This window comes from Olsenella uli, assembly GCF_016900775.1.
Classification (GTDB): Bacteria; Actinomycetota; Coriobacteriia; order Coriobacteriales; family Atopobiaceae; genus Thermophilibacter; species Thermophilibacter uli_A.
On record NZ_JACJKN010000016.1, the window covers coordinates 1 to 24,907 of the forward strand.

At 71.7% G+C, this 24,907-nt stretch carries 25 protein-coding genes; 2 read left to right on the forward strand and 23 right to left on the reverse strand.

Features of this window, described 5'->3' with window-relative positions:
- Positions 1-24: 24 nt before the first annotated feature.
- The 15 genes from H6A23_RS09210 to rpsP all read right to left on the reverse strand — a co-directional run bounded on the left by H6A23_RS09210 (position 25) and on the right by rpsP (position 14,788).
- Complete coding sequence (locus tag H6A23_RS09210; protein ID WP_204831893.1) at positions 25-1,515, reverse strand: YifB family Mg chelatase-like AAA ATPase; 1,491 nt, start codon at positions 1,513-1,515, stop codon at positions 25-27.
- Positions 1,515-2,012, reverse strand: coding sequence for a YraN family protein (locus H6A23_RS09215; RefSeq protein ID WP_204831894.1), 498 nt, complete (start codon positions 2,010-2,012; stop codon positions 1,515-1,517). The genes H6A23_RS09210 and H6A23_RS09215 overlap by 1 nt, the downstream gene beginning before the upstream one ends.
- Positions 2,013-2,193: 181 nt before the next feature.
- Entirely contained in the window at positions 2,194-2,982 is a 789-nt protein-coding gene (locus H6A23_RS09220; protein ID WP_204831895.1) for a ribonuclease HII, read from the reverse strand.
- A 67-nt stretch (positions 2,983-3,049) separates the two neighbouring features.
- Positions 3,050-3,394 (reverse strand): 50S ribosomal protein L19, encoded by a 345-nt coding sequence (gene rplS / locus H6A23_RS09225; protein WP_075280197.1) that lies wholly within the window; start codon positions 3,392-3,394, stop codon positions 3,050-3,052.
- Between the two features lie 109 nt (positions 3,395-3,503).
- Entirely contained in the window at positions 3,504-4,463 is a 960-nt protein-coding gene (locus tag H6A23_RS09230; protein ID WP_204831896.1) for a DUF6273 domain-containing protein, read from the reverse strand.
- Positions 4,464-4,558: 95 nt separating this feature from the next.
- The gene (locus H6A23_RS09235) at positions 4,559-5,593 is read right to left on the reverse strand and encodes a deoxyguanosinetriphosphate triphosphohydrolase (RefSeq protein ID WP_204831897.1); all 1,035 of its coding nucleotides are present in this window, start codon (positions 5,591-5,593) and stop codon (positions 4,559-4,561) included.
- A gap of 220 nt (positions 5,594-5,813) precedes the next feature.
- A complete protein-coding gene (gene ppdK, locus H6A23_RS09240) occupies positions 5,814-8,573 on the reverse strand; it encodes a pyruvate, phosphate dikinase (RefSeq protein WP_204831898.1) in 2,760 nt (919 codons plus the stop codon).
- A 237-nt stretch (positions 8,574-8,810) separates the two neighbouring features.
- The gene (locus H6A23_RS09245) at positions 8,811-9,212 is read right to left on the reverse strand and encodes a kinase/pyrophosphorylase (protein ID WP_204831899.1); all 402 of its coding nucleotides are present in this window, start codon (positions 9,210-9,212) and stop codon (positions 8,811-8,813) included.
- A gap of 56 nt (positions 9,213-9,268) precedes the next feature.
- On the reverse strand, positions 9,269-11,365 hold the full coding sequence (gene glyS / locus H6A23_RS09250) for a glycine--tRNA ligase subunit beta (protein WP_204831900.1): 2,097 nt from the start codon (positions 11,363-11,365) through the stop codon (positions 9,269-9,271).
- Positions 11,366-12,277 carry a glycine--tRNA ligase subunit alpha gene (locus H6A23_RS09255; RefSeq protein WP_204831901.1) on the reverse strand — a complete coding sequence of 304 codons (912 nt, stop codon included), beginning with the start codon at positions 12,275-12,277 and terminating at the stop codon, positions 11,366-11,368. It lies immediately after the preceding gene.
- A gap of 24 nt (positions 12,278-12,301) precedes the next feature.
- Positions 12,302-12,874, reverse strand: a complete 573-nt coding sequence (gene lepB, locus H6A23_RS09260; protein WP_204831902.1) for a signal peptidase I — start codon at positions 12,872-12,874, stop codon at positions 12,302-12,304.
- Complete coding sequence (gene trmD / locus H6A23_RS09265) at positions 12,861-13,619, reverse strand: tRNA (guanosine(37)-N1)-methyltransferase TrmD (protein ID WP_204831903.1); 759 nt, start codon at positions 13,617-13,619, stop codon at positions 12,861-12,863. The genes lepB and trmD overlap by 14 nt, the downstream gene beginning before the upstream one ends.
- Positions 13,616-14,149, reverse strand: coding sequence for a ribosome maturation factor RimM (locus H6A23_RS09270; RefSeq protein WP_204831904.1), 534 nt, complete (start codon positions 14,147-14,149; stop codon positions 13,616-13,618). Before H6A23_RS09270 ends, trmD begins: the two co-directional genes overlap by 4 nt.
- A gap of 6 nt (positions 14,150-14,155) precedes the next feature.
- Positions 14,156-14,446 carry a KH domain-containing protein gene (locus tag H6A23_RS09275; RefSeq protein ID WP_204831905.1) on the reverse strand — a complete coding sequence of 97 codons (291 nt, stop codon included), beginning with the start codon at positions 14,444-14,446 and terminating at the stop codon, positions 14,156-14,158.
- A 9-nt stretch (positions 14,447-14,455) separates the two neighbouring features.
- Complete coding sequence (rpsP, locus tag H6A23_RS09280; protein WP_204831906.1) at positions 14,456-14,788, reverse strand: 30S ribosomal protein S16; 333 nt, start codon at positions 14,786-14,788, stop codon at positions 14,456-14,458.
- A 226-nt stretch (positions 14,789-15,014) separates the two neighbouring features.
- Here rpsP and H6A23_RS09285 point away from each other — a divergent pair, with 226 nt between their 5' ends.
- Positions 15,015-15,692 carry a response regulator transcription factor gene (locus tag H6A23_RS09285; RefSeq protein ID WP_204831907.1) on the forward strand — a complete coding sequence of 226 codons (678 nt, stop codon included), beginning with the start codon at positions 15,015-15,017 and terminating at the stop codon, positions 15,690-15,692.
- A 16-nt stretch (positions 15,693-15,708) separates the two neighbouring features.
- The gene (locus H6A23_RS09290; RefSeq protein ID WP_204831908.1) at positions 15,709-16,938 is read left to right on the forward strand and encodes a sensor histidine kinase; all 1,230 of its coding nucleotides are present in this window, start codon (positions 15,709-15,711) and stop codon (positions 16,936-16,938) included.
- Positions 16,939-17,027: 89 nt separating this feature from the next.
- Here H6A23_RS09290 and dinB read toward each other — a convergent pair whose 3' ends face one another.
- The 8 genes from dinB to obgE form a co-directional block, all read right to left on the reverse strand.
- Positions 17,028-18,290 carry a DNA polymerase IV gene (gene dinB / locus H6A23_RS09295; RefSeq protein WP_204831909.1) on the reverse strand — a complete coding sequence of 421 codons (1,263 nt, stop codon included), beginning with the start codon at positions 18,288-18,290 and terminating at the stop codon, positions 17,028-17,030.
- Between the two features lie 51 nt (positions 18,291-18,341).
- The gene (locus H6A23_RS09300) at positions 18,342-19,103 is read right to left on the reverse strand and encodes a transposase (protein ID WP_204831910.1); all 762 of its coding nucleotides are present in this window, start codon (positions 19,101-19,103) and stop codon (positions 18,342-18,344) included.
- Positions 19,104-19,181: 78 nt separating this feature from the next.
- On the reverse strand, positions 19,182-19,529 hold the full coding sequence (gene rsfS, locus H6A23_RS09305) for a ribosome silencing factor (protein WP_204831911.1): 348 nt from the start codon (positions 19,527-19,529) through the stop codon (positions 19,182-19,184).
- 10 nt (positions 19,530-19,539) lie between these two features.
- The gene (gene yqeK / locus H6A23_RS09310) at positions 19,540-20,181 is read right to left on the reverse strand and encodes a bis(5'-nucleosyl)-tetraphosphatase (symmetrical) YqeK (RefSeq protein WP_204831912.1); all 642 of its coding nucleotides are present in this window, start codon (positions 20,179-20,181) and stop codon (positions 19,540-19,542) included.
- Positions 20,181-20,888 (reverse strand): nicotinate-nucleotide adenylyltransferase, encoded by a 708-nt coding sequence (gene nadD / locus H6A23_RS09315; protein WP_204831913.1) that lies wholly within the window; start codon positions 20,886-20,888, stop codon positions 20,181-20,183. Before nadD ends, yqeK begins: the two co-directional genes overlap by 1 nt.
- Entirely contained in the window at positions 20,885-22,144 is a 1,260-nt protein-coding gene (locus H6A23_RS09320) for a glutamate-5-semialdehyde dehydrogenase (RefSeq protein WP_204831914.1), read from the reverse strand. Before H6A23_RS09320 ends, nadD begins: the two co-directional genes overlap by 4 nt.
- 77 nt (positions 22,145-22,221) lie before the next feature.
- Complete coding sequence (proB, locus tag H6A23_RS09325) at positions 22,222-23,334, reverse strand: glutamate 5-kinase (RefSeq protein ID WP_353653047.1); 1,113 nt, start codon at positions 23,332-23,334, stop codon at positions 22,222-22,224.
- The gene (gene obgE, locus H6A23_RS09330; protein WP_353653048.1) at positions 23,335-24,726 is read right to left on the reverse strand and encodes a GTPase ObgE; all 1,392 of its coding nucleotides are present in this window, start codon (positions 24,724-24,726) and stop codon (positions 23,335-23,337) included.
- Positions 24,727-24,907: the final 181 nt, after the last annotated feature.

The following is a 24,907-nucleotide window of genomic DNA, read 5'->3' on the forward strand; positions in this document are numbered from 1 at the left end:
CCCCTCCCCTCCATGGCAGCCCCCTCACTCCACGGACCGCGAGCGGAAGCCCACGGCCTCCACGATGTCGTCGGACGTCACCCGGTCGTGGCCCGCGAGGTCGGCTATCGTCCGGGCCACGCGGGCCACGCGGGCGATGGCGCGCCCGCCGAGCCTGAGGCGCTCCGCGAGACCCTCGAAGGTCCGCTGCGCCCCCTGGTCGAGCAGCGCCGCGGCGACCGGCCCCGCTCGGCCGTCATCGCGTCGGGCCCGCCGGGCGGCCCGCTCGCGGGCCTGCGCAACGAGGTCCGCCATCTCCTCGGAGCTCTGGCCCCGCTGCTCGCGGATCACCTTCCTGCCCGAGGGGCGCGCGACGTCCACGACCACGTCGATGCGGTCCATGAGGGGGCCGCCGATCCTCCCCTGGTAGGCGGAGACGCGCGCCGGGGTGCAGCTGCACTCGGCGTCCGGGTCCCCCAGGTGCCCGCAGGGGCACGGGTTGGCCGCCGCGACGAGCTGGAAGTCGCACGGGAACGTGTAGACCCCGTCGACCCGCACGATCCGCACCTCGCCGTCCTCGAGCGGCTGGCGCATCGCCTGCAGCGCGCCCCGGCCGAACTCGGGCAGCTCGTCCAGGAAGAGCACCCCCTTGTCCGCGAGCGACACCTCCCCCGGCCGGACGGGCCGGCCCCCGCCGACGAGCCCGCCGACCGAGATGGAGTGGTGGGGCGCCCTGAAGGGGCGCTCCCCGCGCGCGATGCCGTCGATGGGCTCCCCCGCGACGGAGTGGACGAGCAGGGCCTCGTCGGCCTCGCCCTCCCCGAGCGGCGGGAGGATGGTGGGCAGCCTGCGCGCGAGCATGGTCTTTCCGGCCCCGGGCGGACCGACCATGAGGACGCCGTGGCGCCCGGCCGCGGCGATGACCATGGCGCGCTTGGCAAGATCCTGGTCGACGACGTCGGCGTAGTCGAGGGCCGGCGCCATCGGCGCGCCGACCGGGGACGCGCCGGCGAGCCCCACGGGCGGCAGCGCCGAGACGCCACCCCTGAGCTGCGCGAGCGAGACGAGCCCGTGCGTCTCCCCGGGCCAGCCCGGGGAGACCTGGGCGAGGGCCGACGTGACGAGCGAGAGCCCCCGCTCGTGGGCCAGCTGCGCATAGGCGACGCCGCCGCGCACGGGGCACACCGAGCCGTCGAGCCCGAGCTCGCCCACCATGAGGCAGCCCTTGGCCAAGCGGCGGGGCAGCTGCCCCGTGGCCACGAGGATGGCCGTGGCTATGGGCAGGTCGAAGCCGGTCCCGGTCTTTCTCATCTCGCTCGGGGCGAGGTTGACGGTCACGCGCGCCCGCGGGAGCTCGAAGCCGCAGGAGCGCAGGGCGCAGCGCACCCTCGAGCGCGCCTCGAGCACCGCCGAGTCGGGCATGCCGACGACGTCGATGCCCGGGATGCCGCCCGAGGTGCTCACCTCCACGGTGACGTGGAGCGCCTCGACGCCGCGCAGCTCTGCGGCGTCGATTCCGGCGGACCCGCGCCCCATCAGTCGTCTACCTCGTAGGCCCCGGTGAGGTGGCGCAGCCGCGCGGCGCCCTCCCCCACGACGTTCAGGGCTATGACGTCGAAGCGCACGGCGTCGGCCTCGGGGTGGTTGACGATGTAGGCGAGCGCGAGCATCTTGTACCGGCGGCGCTTGCGGGAGTCGACGGCGAGCTCGGGCATCCCCTCCCCGCACTCCCCGAGCGCGAGCCTCGTCTTGACCTCCACGAGCACGACCGTCTCGTCCTCGTCGTCCTCGCGCGCGACGATGTCGACCTCGCCGAAGTCGCAGCGCCAGTTGCGGTCGAGGATGTACCACCCCTTCCGCTCGAGGTAGGCGGCGGCCATCTCCTCGCCCTTCATGCCGAGCTCGCGCGGCGTGAGGTCGCGGACCGTCCTCGGGCGCTCCTGGGCGCAGGCCTCCCCCTGCGCGTCCGCGGCCCCGGCCGGGGCTACCTGCTCGGGCTCGTACTCGAACGTGCGCTCCTGCTCCTCGTGCATCTCTCTGCCTCCCATCGTCGGACACGGTCAGACGAGCTTGGCAGAGGGCGCTCTCGCCCCGCGCGCACCGAGCGGGCGCGACGCTTCCGCGTCGCCGACGGGTCAAGGGGCGGCAGCCGGGGCGCCGCAGCTCACGCCCCTCGCCGCCCGCCGCGGCAGGCGACGGGTCAAAAGCGGCGAATCAGAAGAGGCGCGGCGTCTCGAGGAAGTTTCCACAGAACGAGACGCGGTGTATCGGGGTGAGGCCGCGCTCCCGGATGGCGGCGATGTGCTCGGCCGACCCGTAGCCCTTCGACTCCGCGAGGTGGTAGCCCGGGTAGTCGTCCTCGTAGGAGACCATGAGCGCGTCCCTCGTCACCTTGGCGACGATCGAGGCGGCCGAGATGCACGCCACGCGCGCGTCCCCCTTGACGACGCAGGTCTCCCGCGGGTGGACGTGCACGGGGTTGCCGTCGATGAGGACGCCGTCCGGCTCGATGCCCGCGTCGGCGATCGCGGCCGCCATGGCCTCCCTCAGGGCCACGGCCATCCCCACCGCGTCGATCGAGGCGGGCTCAACGTGGGCGACGCCGATGGCGAGCGCGACGTCGGCGATGCGCGCCGCGAGCGCCTCGCGCCGCGCCGGCGAGAGCTGCTTGGAGTCGTTCAGCCCCCATACGATCGGCTCGTCCGGCAGGGCGACGGCGGCAACCGTGAGCGGCCCGGCGAGCGCCCCGCGCCCCACCTCGTCGACGCCGAGGACGAGGCCCGTCCCCCCGAGCTCCCGCATGAGGCGGTAGGAGGCCTCCACGCGCGACCGCTCGGCCGCCTCGCGCTCGAGGCGCCGCCTCGCGACCTCGATGGCGTGGCGGACCTGGCGCCGCGGGTCCTCGGCGTAGCGCTCCATGAGGCCGCGGGCCTCCTCCGCCGGCGCGCTCGCGAGGGCGGCCGCGACCTCGCGGGCCGTGGCGGGGCGTGCTGTCGAGGTCATGGGCTCCCCTCTCATGGAAAAAGCCGCCCCCGAGGGGGCGGCTCGCAGATGACGCTTCGAATGAGCGCTAGTCGCGCTTCTCGCGGATGCGGGCGGCCTTGCCCACGCGGTCGCGCAGGTAGTAGAGCTTGGCGCGACGGACGTCGCCGTGGCGGACGACCTCGAGCTTGGCAATCTTGGGGCTGTGCAGCGGGAAGGTGCGCTCGACGCCCACGGAGAAGCTGATCTTGCGGACGGTGAAGGTCTCGCGCGCGCCCGCGCCGCTCATGCGGATGACGTCGCCCTCGAAGACCTGCTCGCGGGTGCGGTCGCCCTCGACGATGCGGTAGTGGACCTTGACGTGGTCGCCGACCTTGACCGCGGGGATGTCCTCGCGAATCTGCTGACGCTCGATGGCGCGAATGTAGTCCATGATCTTTCCTTGTCTCTCTAGAGGTGCCGCCACGCTTGAACGGCACATAGGCTTACACACAGCGCCTTAGTATACGGCAGTGGGCGGCGCTAGACAAGAAGCACACAACTCAGAGGCAGAGCCCCACGACGACGCCGGCCTGCCCGCTCGCCGCGCCCGTCATGTTCGGGTACCCCGAGGCCATGGCCTGGTAGACCATGCGCTGCCCCCACCCCTCGAGCGCGTAGGGGTACGAGGTCCGGTACCACCAGTTGCACGCCTCGCCGTCGTATGACATGACGAGCGCCCCCGAGCTGCCCGCCCCGTCGACGCCGGCGGCGGAGAAGTACTCGTACTGCGCGCCCTGCGAGGAGAGCGCCTCGTCGTAGGGCGCGAAGTCCACGTACTCCGAGCTCGCGTTCGGGGTGGTCCCGTACTCGCGGGCAAACCAGTCGACCTCCCCGCACACCTCCGAGACGGAGGGCACCCAGAGCGCGTCGGCGGTCGTGGTGAGCGTGGAGGCGACGTCGGACGAGCCGTAGCGCACGGCGAGGTTGTCGGTGACCTTCGAGACCGGGACCACGAGCGCGGCGAGCTCGTCGGGCAGAAGGCCGGCCCCCTCCCCCGCGAGCCACGCCCTGAGCTCGGAGGCCTCCCAGCCGCCCGCGTTCTCGTCGTCGGAGAAGGGGCACACGGCGATGGGCGAGGTCATGAGCGTGAGCCCGGCCGCGCCGCCGCCGTCCGCGCGCTCGTCGGCGCGGATTCCCACAACGCGCAGCTCCACCACCGTCGCGTCGTCGAGCGTCAGCGTCCGGGTGTCGCCCACCTCGATCCCGCGCTCGGAGGCCACGGCCCGGCCCTCCTCGTCGGAGGGCGCCGCGGCGATGAGGGCCGCGATGTCGGAGAGCTCCTGCCAGGAGTACTCGTCGAAGGATTCCGCGACGACGCGCTCGGGTGCCGCGTCGGGGGCGTCCGCCCCCGGGCCCGAGCCCTGCGTGACGAGCACAAGCAGCGTCGCCCCCAGCGCGACGAGCGCAATCGAGAGCGTGAGCGCGAGCGCCGTGAGGAACCCTCCGCCGTGACGAGCCATCCAGTCCCCCTCCCCTTCGCTGACGAGAGGGGAACGCCCCCTCTCGTCGCCTGCTGCATGCCAGTGTAGGGGAAGCCGCCCCGCGCGCCGAGGGCTCAGCGCGTTCTCCACGACCTCGGTATCTTGAGGTCCTCGTAGACGCGGATCGCGTATCGGTCGGTCATGCCGGAGACGAAGTCGGCAACCTGCACGTCAAGCGGGTCGTCATGGAGGCGGTACTCGGCGGGGACCTCGTCGGGGTGCCCCGCGAAGTGAGCGAAGAGGTCGACGAGCATCGCGTAGGCCTTCGGCTCCTCCCACTTGGCGTCGCCGCGCGAGTAGAGCCGCTCGAAGAGAAACGCGCGCAGCGACATCATCGCCCCCCACACCCCCTCGGACATCAGGACGTCGCCGCTTCTGGAGCTCATGGACACCACGTCGTGGACCATCGTCTCGATGCGCTCCGAGGAGCTCGAGCCGAGCCGCTCGCATGGCCCCGGGGGAAGGTCCGACTCCCTGAGCATCCCCGCCCGCTCGGCGTCGTCGATGTCATGGCAGACATAGGCGATCCTGTCGGCGAGCGCGACGACGCGCCCCTCGGGCGTGGACGCCCGCCGCACCCCCGTGTGGCAGCGTATGCCGTCGACCACCTCGCGCGAGAGGTTGAGCCCCCGGCCGTCGCGCTCGAGGACGTCCACGATTCGCGCGCCCTGCTCGTTGTGCGCGAAGAGCCGGGCCCCGTCCTCGGGCTCCCCGCGGTGCCGGGCGAGGGCGTGGCTGAGCGCCCGCTCGCCGACGTGCCCGAAGGGCGTGTGGCCCAGGTCGTGCCCGAGCGCGATCGCCTCGGTCAGGTCCTCGTTGAGCCCGAGCGGGCGAGCGATGGAGCGGGCGACCTGCGAGACCTCGAGCGTGTGGATGAGACGGGTGCGGTAGTGGTCCCCCTCGGGGGCGAGAAAGACCTGGGTCTTGTGGGCGAGCCTCCTGAAGCTCTTGGAGTGCAGGATGCGGTCGCGGTCGCACTGGAAGCAGGTGCGCAGCTCGTCCGCGGGCTCGGGGCGCAGCCGCCCGAGCGACGCGTCGGCGAAGGTCGCGTCCGGCGAGAGCCGCCCGCGCTCCGCGCGCTCGAGGTCCCGTCTCGTGATCACCCGCATGGGCACCCCCTCCTGTCGTTTGGGGACGGGTTATTTCTCTCAGAGAACGGGGGGCGGGTCTCGGGCCCGCACCGGGCGGTGCCAAACGGCGGACCAGGCCGGTCCCGCCGTCTCTGAGAGAAATAACCCGTCCCCAAACGACACAAACGACAAGAGGGGGAGAGGCGCGTTGCCCCTCCCCCTCCGCACATAACGGCGTGGCGCGTCTACCTGCGCTGGCCTACTTCTGGACCTTCGCGGCGCCGCCGTTGGACTCGATCTTGGCCTGCGCTGCCGCGAGGCGGGCGATGGGCACGCGGTACGGCGAGCAGGACACGTAGTCGAGGCCGAGGTCGTAGTACATGTGGATGGACTCGGGGTCGCCGCCGGTCTCGCCGCAGACGCCGCAGACGATGTCGGAGTTGCCCTTGTGGCCGCCCTCGACGCCCATCTGGACGAGCTTGGCGACGCCCTTGTCGAGCGTGGCGAACGGGTTCGTCTTGACGATCTTCTTGTCGAGGTAGAGCGGCATGAAGGCCGCCTCGACGTCGTCGCGGGAGAAGCCCAGGCCCATCTGGGTGAGGTCGTTGGTGCCGAAGGAGAAGAAGTCGGCGTGCTTGGCGATGTCCTCGGAGGTGATCGCCGCGCGCGGAATCTCGATCATGGTGCCGACCGGGATGTCGAGCTCGACGCCGTACTCCTCGGCGACGGCCTTGATGTTCTCCTCGACGACCTCGCGGACGAGGGCGAGCTCCTCCTCGAAGGCCACGAGCGGGATCATGATCTCGGGCTTGGGGTCGAGGCCCTGCTTCTTGAGCTCGGCGGCGGCGGAGGCGATGGCCTTCACCTGCATGACGTTGAGCTCGGGGTAGACGAGGCCCAGGCGGCAGCCGCGCAGGCCGAGCATCGGGTTGGCCTCCTGGAAGGAGTCCAGCTTGGCGAGAAGCGCCTTCTTCTCGGAGACGTCCTTGCCGGCGGCCTCATCCTTGGCGATCTCGACGTCGAGGTCGCGCGGGTCCTCGAGGAACTCGTGCAGGGGCGGGTCGAGCAGGCGCACGATGACGGGCATGCCGTCCATGGCCTTGAACATCTCGAGGAAGTCGCCCTTCTGGGCGGCGCCGAGCTTCTCGACGGCGTCGGCCTTGACGGCCTCGTCGTCGGCGAGGATGAAGTTCTGGATGAGCTGCTTGCGCTCGCCGAGGAACATGTGCTCGGTGCGGCACAGGCCGATGCCGGAGGCGCCGTTGTCCTTGGAGAGCTGCGCGTCGGCCGGGTTGTCGGCGTTGGCGCGCACGCCGATCACGCGGCCGCGCTCGGCGTTGAGACGGACCTCGTCGGCCCAGTCGAGGATGGTCTGGAGGTCGCCGCCGAGCTCCGGGCGGACGAGCTTGACCTCGCCCAGGATGACGTCGCCGGTTGTGCCGTCGATGGAAATGACGTCGCCCTCGTGGAGGGTGATGTCGGTGCCGGCGACGGTGCAGACCTTGTTGGCCGCGTCGATCTGGAGGGCGTCGACGCCGCAGACGCAGGGGGCGCCCATGCCGCGGGCGATGACAGCCGCGTGGGAGGTCTTGCCGCCGTGGGAGGTCAGGATGCCCTCGGCCGCGACCATGCCGTGCAGGTCGTCGGGCGTGGTCTCCCAGCGCACGAGGATGCAGGGCTTGCCGGCCTCGGCGTAGGCCTCGGCGTCAGCGGAGGAGAACACCACGGCGCCCACCGCGGCGCCCGGGGAGGCGTTCAGGCCCTTGGCGATGACCTCGTAGTCGGCCTTGGGGTCGAACTGCGGGTGGAGGAGCTGGTCGAGCTGCTCGGGGGCCACGCGCATGACGGCCTCCTCCTTGCTGATGCGACCCTCCTCGTACATCTGGATGGCAACCTTGAGGGCGGAGAGCGCCGTGCGCTTGCCCACGCGGGTCTGGAGCATCCAGAGCTTGCCCTGCTCGATGGTGAACTCGAGGTCCATCATGTCGGCGTAGTGGTCCTCGAGGATCTCGAAGACGTGGAAGAGCTCCTTGCCCGCCTCCTCGAGGCCGGGGACCTTGGGCAGGTCGGCAATCGGCTCGGTGTTGCGGATGCCGGCCACGACGTCCTCGCCCTGGGCGTTGACCAGGAAGTCGCCGTAGCGCTCGTTGGTGCCGTCGGCGGGGTTGCGCGTGAAGGCGACGCCGGTGGCGGAGGTGTTGCCCTTGTTGCCGAAGGCCATCACCTGGACGTTGACGGCGGTGCCGAGCTCGTCGGGGATCTTGTTCTGCTTGCGATACAGGATGGCGCGGTCGGTGTTCCAGGAGCCGAAGACGGCCTGCTCGGCGAGGCGCAGCTGCACCAGCGGGTCGTGCGGGAACTCGATCTTGCCGTCGACGAGCACCTCGGGGTACTTCTCGGCGTCGACGTTCTCGGCGAAGATCTGCTTGAAGGTGGCGACGAGGTCCTTGAGGTCGTCGGCGTCGAGCTCGGTGTCGAGCTTCACGCCCTTCTCGGCCTTCTTGGCGGCGATGGCGTCCTCGAAGAGCTGGCCGGAGACGCCCATCACGACGTCGGAGAACATCTGGACGAAGCGACGGTAGGAGTCGTAGGCGAAGCGCGGGTTCTCGGTCTGCTTGATGAGGCCCTGGACGGAGTCGTCGTTGAGGCCGAGGTTGAGGACCGTGTCCATCATGCCCGGCATCGAGAACGGCGCGCCGGAGCGCACGGAGACGAGCAGCGGGTCGTCGGAGTCGCCGAGCTTCTTGCCCATGCGCTCCTCGAGGTCCTTGCGGTACTCGTCGATCTCGTCGAGGACGCCCTCAGGCCACACGTTGCCCGCGCTCGAGTAGGCGACGCAGGTCTGGCAGGTGATCGTGAATCCGGGAGGGACGGGCAGGCCGATGTTGGCCATCTCGGCGAGGTTGGCGCCCTTGCCGCCCGTGATCCACTTGGCCTCGGCAACGGTGTCGCCCGCGACCTCGGTCACGTTGTTGCCGTTGGCGTCGAAGCCGAAGCGGTAGACATGCTTTTCTGCCATGTTTTCCCCTTGCTTTCCTAGGGTTCCTGACGCGTCCCGTGCGGTCCGCGCCCTTACAGCTCGGTCGCGCTCCGCCATCGCGCGGCCATAGGACATGGTATCAACCAGTCCCCCCTCCGCCCTCACTATTCCGCGTCCGGTAACGCAGGGTAGGCGAGCGGCGCGCGGGCGAGAAAAACGGGGCCACGCCCTGCGGCGCGGCCCCAAAGGTAGTACCATGTGATGTGATTTGGCCCTTTAGTTGGCCGCCGGCTCGTCCTTGTAGACGGCGCCGATCTCGCGGGTGGGCTCCTCCCCCGTCAGCGTGGAGATGACCGTGACGGCCGGACCGAGCAGGTCGATCGAGGGGATTCCGCGGCGGTCGAGCTCGCGGCGGATCTCCCTGCGCAGCGTCCCGTTGGCGAACGTGTGGAACACGGCGCACGGGCGGCTCTCGTCGTAGTTCTCGTCGAGGAACGAGCGCACGGTCTCGACGTCCTTGACGTTGGAGAGGCGCTCGATGTCGACGGAGCCGTCGCCGAACTGTGCGGCGGCGGCCATGACGACGGTGTTGGCCGTCTCGCCGCGAGCGTCGGAAAGTACGAAGATGAGGGGGACGACCTGACCGAAGATGTCGTCATCCAGATCGAGCTTGTTCACCACGAGTCCTCCTGTACCTATCAGGCTTCACGGGGCATACCCCGTCTCACCGTAGCCTACTTCCTCCGAGAGAGCGCGCCGACGTCGGCAATCCCCACGAAGACTTCAACGAAGCGGTTGAGGAGGCGCAGGCGGTTCTCCCTTACCTCAGTATCCTCGTCCATGACAAGCACGTCGTCGAAGAATCGGTCGATGGGCGTCTTGAGTTCGGCAAGGGCGTCAATCGCGGCGCGGAAGTCCCGCCCGGCGAGCGCCGCCGCGACCCTGCGGCCGCCCTCGTCGCACGCGTCGAGCAGGGTGCGCTCGGCCTCGCCGAGAAGCGCGGCGTTCACCTCGGAGCCGAGCGTCGGGTCGGCGAGGTGGGCGGCGCGGGCGTAGGCCTGGGCGAGCGCCTCGAAGGTCGCCGGGTCGTCGCGGCGGGCGTCCTCGAGCGCGTGGGCGCGGGCGAGAAACTCGCCCGGGTCGACCACGCCGACGGCGCCGACGGCCTCGACGGTGTCGGGCGAGACGCCCTCGTCCTTGGCGATGGCCGCGAGCCTGCCGCGGAAGAAGGCGGCGACGTCGTCGGCGACGCGCGCCTCGTCGAACTCGACGCCCTGCTCGCGATACGAGCGCAGGGCCAGGCCGATGAGCGCGCGCAGGTCGGCCGCGGGCAGGGAGCGCAGCATGGCGATGACGCCGATGGCGGCGCGGCGCACGGCATAGGGGTCCGAGGAGCCGGTCGGCGGCTCGTCGATGGCGAAGATGCCGCAGATGGTGTCGAGCTTGTCGGCCACGGCGACGCACGTGCCCGTGAGGCCGCCCGGCAGCTCGTCGCCGGCGAAGCGCGGGCGGTAGTGCTCGCGGATGGCGCTCGAGACCTCGGCGGGCTCGCCGGCCGCGGCCGCGAAGTAGCCGCCCATGACGCCCTGCTGGTTGGTGAACTCGACGACGGTCTGGCTCACGAGGTCGGCCTTGGCGAGGTGGGCCGCCCGCTCGGCGAGCGCAGCGGCGGCCTCGTCGCCGCCCGCCTGCGCGGCCACGGCGCGGGCGAGCGCCTCCATGCGCGCGACCTTCTGGCGCATGGTGCCCAGGCTCTCCTGGAAGGTGACCTCCCCGAGGCGCTCGACGAAGTCCTCGAGCGGCCGCTTGAGGTCCTCCTCGAAGAAGAACTTGGCGTCGTCGAGGCGGGCGCGCACCACGCGCTCGTTGCCCGCCACGACCGTCTCGGAGACGGCCGGGTCGGCGTTGGAGACCACGACGAACTCGCGCGTAAGCGCGCCGGCGGCGTCGTAGATCGGGAAGTAGCGCTGGTTGGAGAGCATCGACTCGCAGATGATCTCGTGGGGGACGCGCAGGAACTCCTCGTCGAAGGTGCCCACGAGGACCGTTGGCCACTCGCAGAGGTTCACCACCTCGTCGAAGATGCGCTTGGGCGTGTCCACGTGGGCGCCGCCGCGCGCGGCCTCCACCTCGGCGATGCCGGCGCGAATCCGCTCGGTCCGGCGCTCTGCGGACAGGACGTGGGCGGCCTCGAGGACCTCCTCGTAGCGGGAGGCGTCGTCCACGACGTGGTCGCCCGGGGAGAGCACGCGGTGGCCGCGGGTCACGTTGGAGCTCGTGACGTCGGCGTAGCGGACGGGCACGACCTCCCCGCCGAGCAGGGCGCAGATCCAGCGGATCGGGCGGACGAAGGTCTGGTGTTCGCAGCCCCAGCGCTGCGAGCGGTAGTTGGGCCACTCGAGCGAGCCGATGACGCGCTCGGAGAGCTCGGAGAGGATGGGCAGGGCCGGCGCCGCCGGCACGCTCCTCTCGGCGAAGACGTACTCGCGGCCGTCGGCGTCCACGCGGCGGACGAGCTCATCGGCGGCGACGCCGCACTTGCGGGCGAAGCCCTGGGCGGCCTTGGTGGGCGCGCCGGCGTCGTCGAAGGCGATGCTCGCGGCGGGCCCGCGCCTGACCTCGTGCACCTCGTCGGTCTGGCCGGGCACGCCCGCCACGAGGGCGGCGAGACGGCGGGGCGACGAGATGACGCGCACCTCGCCGTGGGCGAGCCCGGCCTCGTCGAGCCCCTTGGCGACGAGCCTGCCAAGCTGGCCGGCGGCGTTCATGAGCGGCGCCGAGGGCATCTCCTCGGTGCCGATCTCCAGCAGGAAGTCACGAGTCTCGGCCATCTAGGCCACCTCCCCCTTCTGAGCGGCTCCGTCCGCCTTGCTCGCCACCTCGGCGAGGTAGGACTCGCAGCAGAGCTTGGCGAGGGTGCGGACGCGCAGGATGTAGTTGGCGCGCTCGGTCGCCGAGATCGCGCCGCGGGCGTCGAGCAGGTTGAACGCGTGGCTGCACTTCATCACGCAGTCGTAGGCGGGCAGCGGCAGCCGGTGCTCGAGGCACGAGTGGCACTCGCGCTCGTAGTCGTCGAACTTCTCGCGCATCATCTCGACGTTGGCCACCTCGAAGTTGTAGGTGGAGAACTCGAACTCGTTCTCGTGGAAGACGTCGCCGTAGGTCATGGGCGTGCCGTCGGGCAGGTAGCTCCACACGAGGTCGTAGACCGAGTCGACGCCCTGGATGTACATCGCGATGCGCTCGAGGCCGTAGGTGATCTCAACCGGGACCGGGTCGACCTCGATGCCGCCCACCTGCTGGAAGTAGGTGTACTGCGTGACCTCCATGCCGTCCATCCAGACCTCCCAGCCAAGGCCCCAGGCGCCCAGCGTCGGGCTCTCCCAGTCGTCCTCGACGAAGCGGACGTCGTGCTCGGCCGGGTCGAGGCCGATGGCCTTGAGTGAGCCGAGGTAGAGGTCCTGCGAGTCGGCCGGGCAGGGCTTCAGGATGACCTGGAACTGGTAGTAGTGCTGCATGCGGTTGGGGTTCTCGCCGTAGCGCCCGTCGGCCGGGCGGCGGCACGGCTGCGGGTAGCAGGTCCGCCACGCGGCCGGGCCGAGCGAGCGCAGGGTCGTCGCGGTGTGGAACGTGCCCGCGCCCACCTCGGAGTCGTAGGGCTGCATGACGGTGCAGCCCTGCGCGGCCCAGTAGCGCTCGAGGGCGAGGATCATGTCTTGGAACGTCAGCGCGGAGTCTCTCATATCAGTCCTTCCCTAGGTCAGGGGCTAGAGCGCCCCGATGCGAGAGAGCGGCCAGTAGATGAACAGCGCCCTCGATGTTACGTCATCGACGCTCACGGGGCCGAAGTAGCGCGAGTCCTTGGAGTTGGTGCGGTTGTCCCCCATGACCCAGACGCAGCCCTCGGGGACGACGTAGGGGTACTCGATCCCCGCGGAGCCCTCGAGGTCGGAGAGCGAGTAGGTGGGCCTGCCGCCCGTATAGGGCTCGTCGAGGGCCTCGCCGTCGACGTAGACGACACCGTCGACGAGGTCGATGGTCTGGCCCCCCACCGCCACCACGCGCTTGATGAGGGTCTCGCCGTCGAGCGGGCTCTCGAAGGTGACGATGTCTCCCGGGGCCGGCGGCTCGAAGCGCAGGGTCACCTTCTCGCCGAGCAGCATGTCGCCCTCGAGGATCGTGTCGCGCATCGAGCCGGAGGGCACGTAGTAGGGCATCCCCACGAAGGTCCTGAGCACGAAGGCGACGCCCACGGCGAAGGCGACGCTCCCGATGACCCAGCCGTGACGGGCGAGAAACCCCTCGCGCCGCTCCGCCTCTCGGCTCTCATGTGCGGCCATGCGCGCCATCCCCCCTCGCCTCGCGCGCGATCCGCGCCGCGAGCTCTCGCTCCTCCTCGGTGAGCTCGGCCGACGCGAGCAGGTCGGGCCGCCAGCGGGCCGTGCGCTCGATCGCGCTCAGCCGGCGCCAGGCGTCGACGCGCGCGTGGTCGCCCGAGAGGAGCACCTCCGGAACGTCCATCCCGCGATAGCTCGCGGGGCGGGTGTACTGGGCGTACTCGAGCAGCCCCGCCGCCGAGAACGACTCGTCCTCCGCGCTCCTCTCGTCCCCGAGCGCGCCCGGCAGCAGGCGCACCGTCGCGTCGATGACCACGAGCGCCGCGAGCTCCCCGCCGGTGAGCACGTAGTCCCCGAGCGATATGACCTCGTCGGCGAGCGCGTAGGCGCGCTCGTCCATCCCCTCGTAGCGCCCGCAGACGAGCAGCACGCGCTCGCGGCGCGAGAGCTCCTCGGCGCGGGCCTCGTCGAAGCGCGCGCCGCAGGGCGAGAAGAACACCACGTGGGGCTCGGGCCCGCGCGAGGAGAGCTCGTCGATCGCCTCGAAGATCGGGGCGGGCTTCATGAGCATGCCCTGCCCGCCACCGAACGGGGCGTCGTCCACGGTGCGGTGACGATCGTGCGTCCAGTCGCGCAGGTCGTGCGCGCGGAACTCGAAGACGCCCGCCCGCTGCGCGCGCCCCATGATCGAGGCGTCGAGGTAGGGGGCGAAGACGTCGGGGAAGACCGAGAGCGTCTCGAATATCACGACGCGCCCACCTCCCCCGGCCACCCGAGCCCGCGCGGGACGCGCACGGGGATGGGCCCCTCGTCGGGGACGCGCGAGACGACCTCGTCGACCACGGGGACGAGGACCTCCGCGCCCTCGGCCTCGAGGACCCAGACGTCGTTCGCGGGCCCGGTCATGACCTCGCGTATGCGGGCGGCGCGGCCGTCGGGCTCGTTCACCACCGTGCGCCCCACGAGCCGCTCGGGGTCGTGGAGGGCGAGGTCCGCCGGCAGGTCGCGCTCGCGGGCGAGGAGCACCTTGCCGACGAGGGCCTCGGCGGACGAGACGTCGCCCACGCCCGAGAGCGCGACGAGCCTCCCGGAGCGCGCGTCCCCGGCGACGGACGTGACCGTGCGCCAGCGCGGCCCCCTGAGGTCGGGCGGCAGCACGGCGACCTCGAGCCCCTCGCGAACAAGTGAGGGAAGGCCGTGGACGGGCTCCGTCACGACCTCCCCTCTTCTCCCGCGCGCCTTGGCGACGCGGGCTATGGTCCTGTAGCGCTCGCGCATGCGCCCCTAGCCTACGACCTCGACCTCGACCATCGTCCCCACGCGCTGCCCGAGGGCGCGGGCGAGGGTGCGGATGGCCTTGATGGTGCGTCCCTTGCGGCCGATGACGCGGCCGGCGTCATCCTCGGAGCACGTGACCTCGATGAGGGACGAGCCCTCGCTGTCCGTCACGTCGAGGGAGACGGCCTCCTGATCGTCGACGAGCCCGCACACGATGTACTCGACGAGGTCGGCGACCTTGTCGGACGGGAGCTCGCGGCCCTCGACCGCGTCGAGCGCGCTGTCCGTGGCCTCCATGGGGCGCGCCTACTCGGCGTCGCCCTGGGCGGCCTCGGCGGCCGCGGCGGCCTTGGCGGCGGCCTTCTTGGAGAGCTTCGCCTTCTTCTCGACGACGGGCTCGCCGGTGCGGGCGACGTCGATCAGGTGGGCGACGGCGTTGGTGGGCTGGGCGCCCTTGGCGATCCACTCGTCGACCTTCTCGAGGTTGATGTCGATGACCTTGGGGTTGGTCAGCGGGTTGTAGCGGCCGACCTCCTCGATGTAGCGGCCGTCGCGGGGCATGCGGCCGTCGGCGACGACGACGCGGTAGTACGGGCGCTTCTTGGCACCGTGGCGGGCCAGGCGAATCTTAACTGCCACTGAAAACTCCTCCGATACGTGCGGTGCGCGTGGTTGGTAGGTAGGCCGCACCGCATAGCCACATAGCAGTTAGACATCATACCGCTCCTCAATGTGCTCGCAAGGTGCAGTTTTTGTGAACGGTCGGCGTCGAGTCCGTGTGGGCGGGGCGGCTTCAGGAGAAATTAAGGCTCGCTGGGTAGGATAGCAGCGTCAGCAGCATCCGAGGGCCGACAAGGGGGCACTCATGAACATCCTGGTCGTCGAAGACGAGCGCAACCTCGCGGACGCCATCGTCCGCATCCTCGAGGGGGCCTCCTACCACGCCGAGGCGGTCTACGACGGCACGGCGGGGCTGCGCTCCGCCCTCTCGGGCGCCTACGACGCCGTGGTGCTCGACGTCATGCTCCCCGGGATGAGCGGCTATGAGGTGGTGCACGAGATGCGGCGCGAGGGCTCCCCCACGCCCGTCCTGCTCCTCACCGCCCGCTCCTCCACTGCCGACAAGGTCGAGGGGCTCGACGCCGGCGCGGACGACTACATGACCAAGCCCTTCGAGGCGGCCGAGCTGCTCGCCCGCCTGAGGGCCCTCACGCGCCGGCGCGGCGACGTCGTGATCGACGAGCTGACCTTCGGCGACGTGCGCCTCGACCTCGAGACGCACGACCTCTCCTGCAAGGACTCGTCGGTCCACCTCTCCGGCAAGGAGTTCGAGGTGATGAAGGTCCTCATGAGCTCGTCCGCGCGCGTCGTCTCCAAGCAGGACCTGCTGCTCAGGGTCTGGGGCGCGGACGCCGAGGCGTCGGAGAACTCCGTCGAGGCCTACGTCTCGTTCCTGCGCAAGAAGCTCGCCCACGTGGGGTCCGCCGTCCAGATCACGACCCTCAGGATGCTCGGCTACCGCCTTGAGACGTTCGAGCGATAGGGAGCGCCGGGACCCGATGCTCCGGCGGCTGCGCCGCAACTTCGTCGCCGTCGCGATGTCGATCGCGGGCGCCGTCCTGCTCGCCTCGCTCGGCTCGTCGTTCTTCTCGTCCTACACCACGCAGCAGGCGCTGACCGACGACCTGCTCTCCCGCGCGCTCTCGGCCGAGAGCTGGGCCGCCGCGACGATCGGCGAGGGCGGGGGCCAGGGCGCCGACGTCATGCTCGCCGTCTCGGTGGACGTGGGCTTTGACGGCACCGTGAGCCTCAGCAGCGCCACGCCGCTCACCATCTCCGACCCCGCCCTGAACGAGCTGCTCTCCGAGGCCCTCTCGAGCGAGTCCGCCTCCGGGCGAAACCCCTCCTACCACGTCGCCTGGAAGCGCGCCGCCACCCGATCCGGGTGGCGCGTCGCCTTCGCGGACACCTACTCGAGGGACGCCGCGCTGCGCGCCCAGGCGACGATGGACCTCGCCATCTTCCTCGTGGCCATGGCGGTGCTGCTCGTCATCGTGACCCGGCTCGCCCGCTGGATCCTGCGGCCGGTCGAGGAGGCATGGGACCAGCAGCGGCGCTTCGTCTCGGACGCCTCGCACGAGCTCAAGACGCCGCTCGCCGTCATCCTCGCCAACGCGCAGATCCTCGAGACGGTCGAGGGCGTCCCCGAGGAGGCCCGCCGCTGGGCCAGGAGCACCGCCGAGGAGGCCACCCACATGAAGGGCCTGGTCGAGGACATGCTCACGCTCGCGCGCGCCGACGAGCAGCGGGCCTGCGGCGAGGGGGCCGGTACCGGGCGCGTCGAGCTCAGCACGCTCGTGGACGGCTGCGCGCTCGAGTTCGACGCCGTGGCCTTCGAGCGGGGCTGCTCGATCGAGTCCAGGCTCGAGCCGGGCCTCGCCGTCACGGGCGACGCCTCGCAGCTCGGGCGGCTCGTGCGGACCCTGCTCGACAACGCGACGAAGTACGCCGCGGCGGGCAGCGCGGTGCGGGTCAGCCTCGCGCGCGAGGGCCGCGCCGCGCGCCTGGCCGTCACCAACCTCGGCGACCCGATCGCGCCCGAGGACCTCGAGCACCTCTTCGACCGCTTCTACCGCACCGACCGCGCGCGCGAGCGCCAGCCCCAGGGCGGGTTCGGGCTCGGCCTGGCCATCGCGCGCAGCATCGCGGAGGCGCACGGCGGCACCATCTCTGCCACCTCCTCGGCCGAGGCCGGGACCACCTTCACCGTCGTCCTCCCCCTCGCCTGACGGGGGCGACCTGACAAGGGTGACAGGGTCGTTTGTCATGAACCCCTTCATGACAAACGACCCTGTCACCCTTGTCAGATCGCCCCCCGTCAGAAGTCCGACTTGTTCATGGGGGCGGTGTCGGACGTGCGCCCGCTGAAGCGCAGGTCGCGGCCGTAGCTCACCGCCGCGTCGCCGAAGCGCTCGCGCACGGCGTCGGTCACGCGCCCGAGCGCCGAGAGGTCGCGCGCGGGCCCCTCCTCGTCCCGCGCCCCGAAGAGCGCGAGCTGCTCGGCCGCCGCGCCGTCAAAGCCCGAGACGCCCACGCCCACGAGGCGCACGGGCATCCCCCGCGCCCACACCTCGTCGAGCAGAGAGGCCGCCACGCGCCCGAAGACCCACTCGTCGTCGGTCGGGGCAGCGAGCGCGCGCTGCGCGGTGTGGCCGTGGCCGACGTCGTACTTGAGCTTGAGCGTCACGGTGCGCCCCCTGAGGCCCTTCCGGCGCAGGCGCCGGCCCACGACCGAGGCCACGTGCAGGATCGCCGCCTCGATCTCGTCTCTCGCCGTGAGGTCGCTCGAGAAGGTCCGCTCGTTGGAGACCGACTTGACGTCGTCCGGGGCGTCCGCCTGCGCCACGCGGCTGCGCTCGAGGCCCGCCGCGCGCCGCGCCATCCGGGGCCCGAGGACGCCGAACTCGCGCTCGAGCGCGCCGGCGTCCGCGCGGGAGAGCTCCCCGAGGGTCCGGATGCCCATCCGGCGCAGGCGCCCCTCGGTCGCGGGCCCCACGCCGCTCATGGCGCCCACCGGCAGCGGCGCGAGAAACGCCCGCTCGGTTCCGGGCGGCACCACCGTGAGCCCGCGGGGCTTCTCCCGCTCGGAGGCGATCTTCGCGACGGTCTTGTTGACGCCGAGCCCGATGGAGCAGGTGACGCCGAGTGCGGTCACCCTCCCCTGGACGCGCCGGCAGATGGCGACGGGGCTCTCGCGCGAGAAGCGCCCCGGGGTGACGTCGAAGAACGCCTCGTCGATGGAGACCTGCTCGACGAGGGGCGTCTCCTCGCCGAGGAGCGCCATGACGCGGTCGCTCATCTCGCGGTAGCGCCCGTAGCGGCCCTGGGTCCAGATGGCATCGGGGCACAGGCGCCGCGCCGTGGCCGAGGGCATGGCGGAGTGCACGCCGAAGCGCCGCGCCTCGTAGGAGGCCGTCGAGACGACGCCGCGCCGCTCGGCCGAGCCGCCCACGATGACGGGCCTCCCCCGCCACTCGGGGTGGTCGAGCTGCTCGACCGACGCGAAGAAGGCGTCGAGGTCGAGCAGGCCCACGGCCGGGCCCTCCCACTCCAGGGGCGAGATGTGCGCAGCTTCGTCCATGCGTCGATTATACGTTGCCTAAATGGGTGCCTAAATGGGGACAGGCCCCATTTAGGCGACCCTGCGGCGATGGGTCGCGTGCGAGATCGTGCTTCTCCCTATGCCCGTGAGGCGCTCGACCTGCCGGATGGTGAGGCCCGCGTCGCGCATCAGCTGGAGGAGCCGGTCCCTCTCGTCGCGGCCCATCGCCTTCAGGGCGGAGGGCTCGACGTCCCCGAGGGCTTCCCGCGCCGCGGCGAGCGCGTCGTCATCCAACACGCGCGCGCCCAGCCGCTCGACGTAGCCGAGGTAGTCGGCGCCCGCGCTGAAGTCGACGAACCCCTCCGGCCCGCCGAGCATGCCGAGAACGGTCCCCGTGCGCGCCAGGACCGAGTCGCCGCCGGCATACTCGGCGTAGCTGCTCCACGGGTACTCCTCCGCGCGACACATGCCGGCGCGCTCCGGGTTGTCGTGGATGTAGCGCACGACCTGGAGGAGCTGGCGACTCGAGGTGACGGGAACGCTCTTGAACCTCCCCTCGAAGACGTGCCCAACGTGCCCGCTCAGTCGGTTGAAATGCGCGGCGTAGCGCCCGGCGAGCCGATGCATGGCATGGCTGAGCTCGTCGGCCGAATCTTCGAGGAGCAGGTGGACGTGGTTGCTCATGAGGCACCAGGCAAGCACGTCAACCCCGGCATCGCCCAGGCATTCCCGCGCGAGCAGAAGGAAGAGCCTCCTGTCGCCGTCGCACTCGAATATGATCTGGCGCCCGCTGCCGCGCAGGATGACATGATAGAAGCCCTGCTCGGCACGAACTCTGGGACCTCGCGCCATAACTGCCTCCTCACCGCGTGGGAAGAAGGCTAGCACGATGCGAGCGAAATAGCTTGCCTAAAAGGGGCCTGTCCCCTTTTAGGCAAGGTCGAGGCGGGGGGCGTCGCCCCAGAGGGTCTCCAGGCGGTAGAAGTCGCGCGACTCGGGGCGGAAGACGTGGACGACGACCGAGCCGTAGTCGACGAGCACCCAGGAGAGCGCCTCCCTCCCCTCGCACGAGAGGGGCGAGACGCCGCAGTTCTTGGAGACGCGCTCGCGGACCTCGTCCACGATGGCGTCAACCTGGCGCGCGTTGGCGCCGGTGCAGATGACGAAGTAGTCGCAGACGTCCGTGAGCGACGTGAGGTCGAGGCAGACGAGGTCCTCGGCCTTCTTGTCGTCGGCCGCGAGCGCGGCGACGCGGGCAATCTCGAGTGGGGTGGGCATGTTCTTCTCCTTACGGGCATCCCTCGGCGCGGCGCGCGGCGAGGGCGTTGTAGACGTCGATGGTTCCGGGATAGAGGTAGCGGCCGCCCTCGAGGACGTAGACGATGCCGCCGACGAACGACTCCCAGAAGAGGTCGTCGAGCGAGGCCTTGCCCACGAGCGAGCGGCTCCGGCAGATGCCGGGGGTGTCGAGCCTCAGCGGCTCGATGCCGTCGGCGACGAAGAGCACCTCGTCGAGCGGCCCCATGTCGGCCGCCGCGGAGGTGTGGACGGAGATGGCGTGCCACACGGCGGGGGGCAGCTCCGGGTAGCGCTCCGGGAGCGTCCGGGCCGCTATGATGCCGTGGAGCAGGGAGTGGACGAGCTCGAGCTCCACGCCGAGGTCGACCCCGAGCTCGCGCGCCTGGGCGAGCTGCTCGGAGACGGGCGCGGCCTTGGCCCAGTCGTGGAGGAGCCCGGCGGCGCGGGCGAGGAACGGGTCCACCCCGTAGGCGAGCGCGAGGCGCTCGGCGGTCTTGGCCACGGAGAGCGAGTGCGCGAGGCGCCTCGGCTTCTGCGCGAGGTGCTCCGAGACGTCCGCCTTGATCCGGGCGAGCAGGTCGCGCTGCTCGGGCGCGTACTCGACGCGCCGGGCGCTCTTCTTCTTGCCCACTACGAGACCACCTCCCCCGTCTGGCCGTACCTGCTTCGGGCTGCGCCGTACAGGCCGTGCTTGTGCAGGTAGCCCGTCACCTGGTCGGGCGTGAGGTAGCGCAGGCTCTGCCCGGCGCGCACGCGCTCCCTCAGGTAGCTCGACGATATGGCGAGCGCCGGGACGGAGAGGTAGGTGACGTCGAAGTCGAGCCCCGAGGCGGCGATGGCGTCCCAGGCGCGGTCGAGGTCGTAGCCCGGGCGCGTGGCGCCCACGAGGTGCGCCAGGCGCGCGATGTCCGCGGCGTCTCGCCAGGTGACGATCTCGGTGATGGCGTCCGCGCCGGTGATGAAGTAGAACTCGACGTTGGGCGGATAGAGCCCGCGGAGCAGCCGGAGGGTGTCGGCGGTGTAGGTGACGCCCGCGCGGTCGATCTCGAAGCGCGAGGCGACGAAGTGCGGGTTGTCCGCCGTCGCGAGCAGCGTCATGGCGAAGCGCTCCTCGCTCGAGGTGACGTCCTGCTCCAGCTTGAAGGCGGGCCGCCCCGCCGGCATGAAGACCACGAGGTCGAGCCCGAGGTCGTCGAAGGCCTGCTCCGCCGCGACGAGGTGGCCGTAGTGGATGGGGTCGAAGGTGCCGCCCATGATCCCGAGCCGGTAGCGGCGCCCCTCGTCGGCGCCGAGGACCGGCAGGTCCGCGGCGCGCAGCGCGGTGACGTCGACGCTCATCGGACCTGCCCGTCCCCGCGCGCGAGGTACTTCGTCGTGGTGAGGGCCGAGGCGCCCATGGGGCCGCGGGCGTGGAGCTTCTGCGTGGAGATGCCGATCTCGCCGCCCAGGCCGAAGACCCCGCCGTCGGTGAAGCGCGTCGAGGCGTTGGCGTAGACGGCGGCCGCGTCGACGCCCGCGAGAAACGCCTCGCAGGCGGCGTAGGACTCGCTCACGATGGCCTCGGAGTGGCCGGTGCCGTAGCGGTTGACGTGCGCGATGGCCTCCTCGACGCCCCCCACGCAGCGCACCGACATCTTGAGGTCCAGATACTCGGTTCCCCAGTCCTCCTCGGTGGCGGCCCCCATCTCGACGCCGCACGCGGCCGCCGCGGCGCGCGCGCCCTCGTCGCCCACGAGCTCCACGCCGCGCTCGGAGAGGGCGAGAAGGACGGGCGGGAGGAGCCGCTCGGCCGCGCAGGCGTCCACGAGGAGCGACTCGGCGGCGTTGCAGACGCCCGGGCGCGAGCACTTGGCGTTCGTGACGATCCGCACGGCCTTCTCGACGTCCGCCTCGCGGTGGAGGTAGATGTGGCAGTTTCCGGTGCCGGTCTCGATGACGGGCACGGTCGCGCGCTCCACGCAGCGCCGGATGAGCTCCGCGCCGCCGCGCGGGATGAGGGCGTCGACGAGGCCGTTCGCGCGGATGAGCTCGTCGGTCTCGGTGTGGGCGGCGTCGTCGGAGACGTACTGCACGGCGTCCGCGGGAAGGCCCGCCTCGACGAGCGCGTCGCGGCAGGCGGCGGCGATCGCCTCGCAGGACTCCCGCGCGGCCGAGCCCCCCTTGAGGACGCAGGCGTTCCCGGAGCGCACGCAGAGCGCGAAGGCGTCCGCCGTGACGTTCGGGCGCGCCTCGTACACGATGGCGACGACGCCCAGAGGGACGCTCACCTGCTCGATGCGGACGCCGCACTCGAGCGTGCGGCCGCCCAGGACGCGCCCGAGGGGGTCTTCCTGCCGGGCGATGTCCTCGAGCGCGGAGGCGATGGAGGCGAGGCGGCCCTCGTCGAGGAGGAGCCGGTCCTGGAGGGGCGCCGGCATGCCGGAGCGCCTCCCCCGCTCGAGGTCGCGCGCGTTCGCCGCGCAGATGTCGGCCGCGCGCTCGAGGACGAGGCGCGCGGCGGCGCGTATGGCGCGCGAGCGGGACGCGGCCGTCGCCTGGCCGAGCCTGATGGACGCCTCGCGGGCGAGCGAGGCCTTGGTGCGAGCCTCTGACATGGGCCGCTCCTTTCGCCGGGTGAGCCCGATTATATAGCGTCGGCCGCCCGCGCCCGCCCGGCGGCGCGCGGCGGGGCCTAGAAGACGAGGAGGTCGTCGCGGTGCACGGCCGGCTGGGCACGGTCCTCGCCGAGGAAGCGCGCGATGACGTCGAGCTTGATACCGCGCACCCGGCCCATGTCCTCCGAGGAGTAGCGCGCCACGCCGCGCCCGATGACGTCTCCCGCGGGCGAGCGGACGTTCACGACGTCGCCCGCGGCGTAGGACCCGCTCGTGGAGACCACGCCGACGGGCAGGATGGACGCCCCGCGCTCCAGCACGGCCCGCGCGGCACCCTCGTCAAGCGTGATCGTGCCGCGCGGCACCTCGGCGAGGCCGATCCAGAGCTTCCTGCCGCCCTCGTGGGGCGACCCCGCGGGCGCCTCGAAGCGGGTCCCCACGGCCTCTCCCGAGGCGAGCTGCGCGAGCACGCCCGGGCGCCGCCCGCGGCAGACGACCATCGGGATCCCCGCGGCGAGCATCGCGCGGGCGGCACGCAGCTTCGAGGCCATCCCGCCCGTGCCGAACGTCGTGCCCGCGCCGCCCGCGACGGACATGAGCTCGGGCGTGACCTCGCTCACGCGGCCGATCAGCTCGGCCGCGAGGTCCTGCTGCGGGTTGGCCGTGTAGAGGCCCTCGACGTCGGAGCAGATGACGTAGAGGTCCGCCCCCACGAGCGCGGCCACGAGCGCGCCGAGCATGTCGTTGTCGCCGAAGGCGAACTCGGCGGTTGAGACGGTGTCGTTCTCGTTGACCACGGGGACGGCGCCGAGCTCGATGAGACGCGCGAGGGTGCTGCGCGCGTTGAGGAAGCCGTCGCGGTCCATGACGTCGCGCCGGGTGAGCAGGACCTGGCCGCAGGGGATGCCCCGCTCGGCCAGGACGTCGGCGTAGGCCTGCGTGAGGTTGGCCTGGCCGGCCGCGGCGCAGGCCTGGAGCGTGGCGATGTCGCCCGGCCGCCCGGGAAGGCCGAGGACGTCGCGCCCGGCGGCCGCGGCGCCCGACGACACCACGACGACTCGCGTCCCGCCCGCGACGAGGGCGGCCACCTGGTCGCAGAGGGAGCGGATGAAGCCGCGGTCGAGCGCGCCGGACTCGTCGACGAGCGTCGAGGAGCCCACCTTCACGACCATGAGCCCGGGGGCGCCCACCTAGGCCTGCCCCTCGTCGGCGAGGGCCCCCTCGTCCTCCTCCGGGACCTCGTCGAAGTCCGGGGCGGCGTCCTTGCCCTCGAAGGTGAAGGCAAGCTCGAGGATGCGCACCTCGTCGCCGCTCGCGGCCCCCGCCTTCGCGAGCGCGTCGTCGAGCCCGCAGCGCGCGAAGCGGTGCTGGAGGTACGCGACGGCCTCGTCGTTGTCCCAGTCGGTCTGGACGACCATGCGCTCCACCTGCGAGCCGCTGACGCGCCAGGCGTGGCGCTCCTCGCGCGTGACGCGGATCTGGCGGTCGCGGCGCTGGCGCTCGAGCTCCCAGCGCTCGCTGAGGTCGGGCGCGGAGGGCGCCTCGGCCGCCTCCGCGCGCAGGCGCGCCACCTCGGCCGCGCAGGCGCTCACGAGCGCGTCGAGCCCGGCGCCCGTGGCGGCGGAGACCGAGAAGAACGGCCGCCCGTCCGCCTCGGCGGCGGCGCGCAGGCGCTCGACCTGATCCTCGACCCCCGGCAGGTCGCACTTGTTGGCCACCACAATCTGGGGCCGCTCGGCGAGCGCGGCGGCGTAGGCCGCGAGCTCGGCGTTGATGGTGTGGTAGTCGTCGACGGCGTCGCGGCCCTCGTAGCCTCCCGTCACGTCCACCACGTGGAGGATGAGCGCCGTGCGCTCGATGTGGCGGAGGAACTGGTGGCCGAGGCCGCGCCCCTCGCTCGCGCCCTCGATGAGGCCGGGGACGTCGGCGACGACGAAGGACTGGCCGCTCGCGGCGCGCGCCACGCCCAGGTTGGGCACCAGCGTCGTGAACGGGTAGTCGGCGATCTTGGGGCGCGCGGCGCTCACGCGTGCGATGATGGAGCTCTTGCCCACCGACGGCATGCCCACGAGCGCGACGTCGGCCATGAGCTTCATCTCGAGCTCGATCCAGTGCTCGCGCGCAGGCTCGCCCTTCTCGGCGAAGGCCGGGGCGCGGCGGACCGAGGTGACGAAGTGGATGTTGCCGCGCCCCCCGGCGCCGCCGGGCGCCACGACGACGCGCTCGCCGGGTCGCGTGAGGTCGGCGATGTCGTAGGCGGGCGTCTGCGTGGCGGGGTCGAGCTCGCGCACGACCGTGCCCACCGGCACGCGCAGCACGAGGTCCGCGCCGTCGCGCCCGTGGCGGCGCGCCCCCTGGCCGTGCGTGCCGCGCTCGGCGCGGAAGTGGTGCTTGTAGCGGAAGTCGATGAGCGACGAGAGCTGGGGGTCGGCCTCAACGACCACGTCGCCGCCGCGCCCGCCGTCGCCGCCGTCGGGGCCGCCCTTGGGCACGTAGGCCTCGCGCCTGAACGACATGCAGCCGGCGCCGCCGTCGCCCCCCTTGACGTTGATGTGCGAAAGATCGGTAAACGTGTTCTCCACGCGTGTCTCCTTTGTCCGGGCCCCCATGGTACGGCAACCGCCCGACAACGTCCAACTCACGCCCAGGCTCCTGGCGGGGCGAGCCCCGCGCCCCTCGGGCATCCGCGCACCCCAGGGCCCCGCTCATCGGGGCCTGGAATATCGCAGCCGGGGGGTCGGCACGGCCCGCCGCGAGTTCTGC

Bases quoted from the DNA above. Each gene is read 5' to 3' on its own strand.
- H6A23_RS09210 (WP_204831893.1), bottom strand. From the start codon at position 1,515: ATGGGGCGCGGGTCCGCCGGAATCGACGCCGCAGAGCTGCGCGGCGTC.
- H6A23_RS09215 (WP_204831894.1), bottom strand. From the start codon at position 2,012: ATGCACGAGGAGCAGGAGCGCACGTTCGAGTACGAGCCCGAGCAGGTA.
- H6A23_RS09220 (WP_204831895.1), bottom strand. From the start codon at position 2,982: ATGACCTCGACAGCACGCCCCGCCACGGCCCGCGAGGTCGCGGCCGCC.
- rplS (WP_075280197.1), bottom strand. From the start codon at position 3,394: ATGGACTACATTCGCGCCATCGAGCGTCAGCAGATTCGCGAGGACATC.
- H6A23_RS09230 (WP_204831896.1), bottom strand. From the start codon at position 4,463: ATGGCTCGTCACGGCGGAGGGTTCCTCACGGCGCTCGCGCTCACGCTC.
- H6A23_RS09235 (WP_204831897.1), bottom strand. From the start codon at position 5,593: ATGCGGGTGATCACGAGACGGGACCTCGAGCGCGCGGAGCGCGGGCGG.
- ppdK (WP_204831898.1), bottom strand. From the start codon at position 8,573: ATGGCAGAAAAGCATGTCTACCGCTTCGGCTTCGACGCCAACGGCAAC.
- glyS (WP_204831900.1), bottom strand. From the start codon at position 11,365: ATGGCCGAGACTCGTGACTTCCTGCTGGAGATCGGCACCGAGGAGATG.
- H6A23_RS09255 (WP_204831901.1), bottom strand. From the start codon at position 12,277: ATGAGAGACTCCGCGCTGACGTTCCAAGACATGATCCTCGCCCTCGAG.
- lepB (WP_204831902.1), bottom strand. From the start codon at position 12,874: ATGGCCGCACATGAGAGCCGAGAGGCGGAGCGGCGCGAGGGGTTTCTC.
- H6A23_RS09270 (WP_204831904.1), bottom strand. From the start codon at position 14,149: ATGCGCGAGCGCTACAGGACCATAGCCCGCGTCGCCAAGGCGCGCGGG.
- H6A23_RS09275 (WP_204831905.1), bottom strand. From the start codon at position 14,446: ATGGAGGCCACGGACAGCGCGCTCGACGCGGTCGAGGGCCGCGAGCTC.
- H6A23_RS09285 (WP_204831907.1), top strand. From the start codon at position 15,015: ATGAACATCCTGGTCGTCGAAGACGAGCGCAACCTCGCGGACGCCATC.
- H6A23_RS09290 (WP_204831908.1), top strand. From the start codon at position 15,709: ATGCTCCGGCGGCTGCGCCGCAACTTCGTCGCCGTCGCGATGTCGATC.
- dinB (WP_204831909.1), bottom strand. From the start codon at position 18,290: ATGGACGAAGCTGCGCACATCTCGCCCCTGGAGTGGGAGGGCCCGGCC.
- H6A23_RS09300 (WP_204831910.1), bottom strand. From the start codon at position 19,103: ATGGCGCGAGGTCCCAGAGTTCGTGCCGAGCAGGGCTTCTATCATGTC.
- rsfS (WP_204831911.1), bottom strand. From the start codon at position 19,529: ATGCCCACCCCACTCGAGATTGCCCGCGTCGCCGCGCTCGCGGCCGAC.
- nadD (WP_204831913.1), bottom strand. From the start codon at position 20,888: ATGAGCGTCGACGTCACCGCGCTGCGCGCCGCGGACCTGCCGGTCCTC.
- H6A23_RS09320 (WP_204831914.1), bottom strand. From the start codon at position 22,144: ATGTCAGAGGCTCGCACCAAGGCCTCGCTCGCCCGCGAGGCGTCCATC.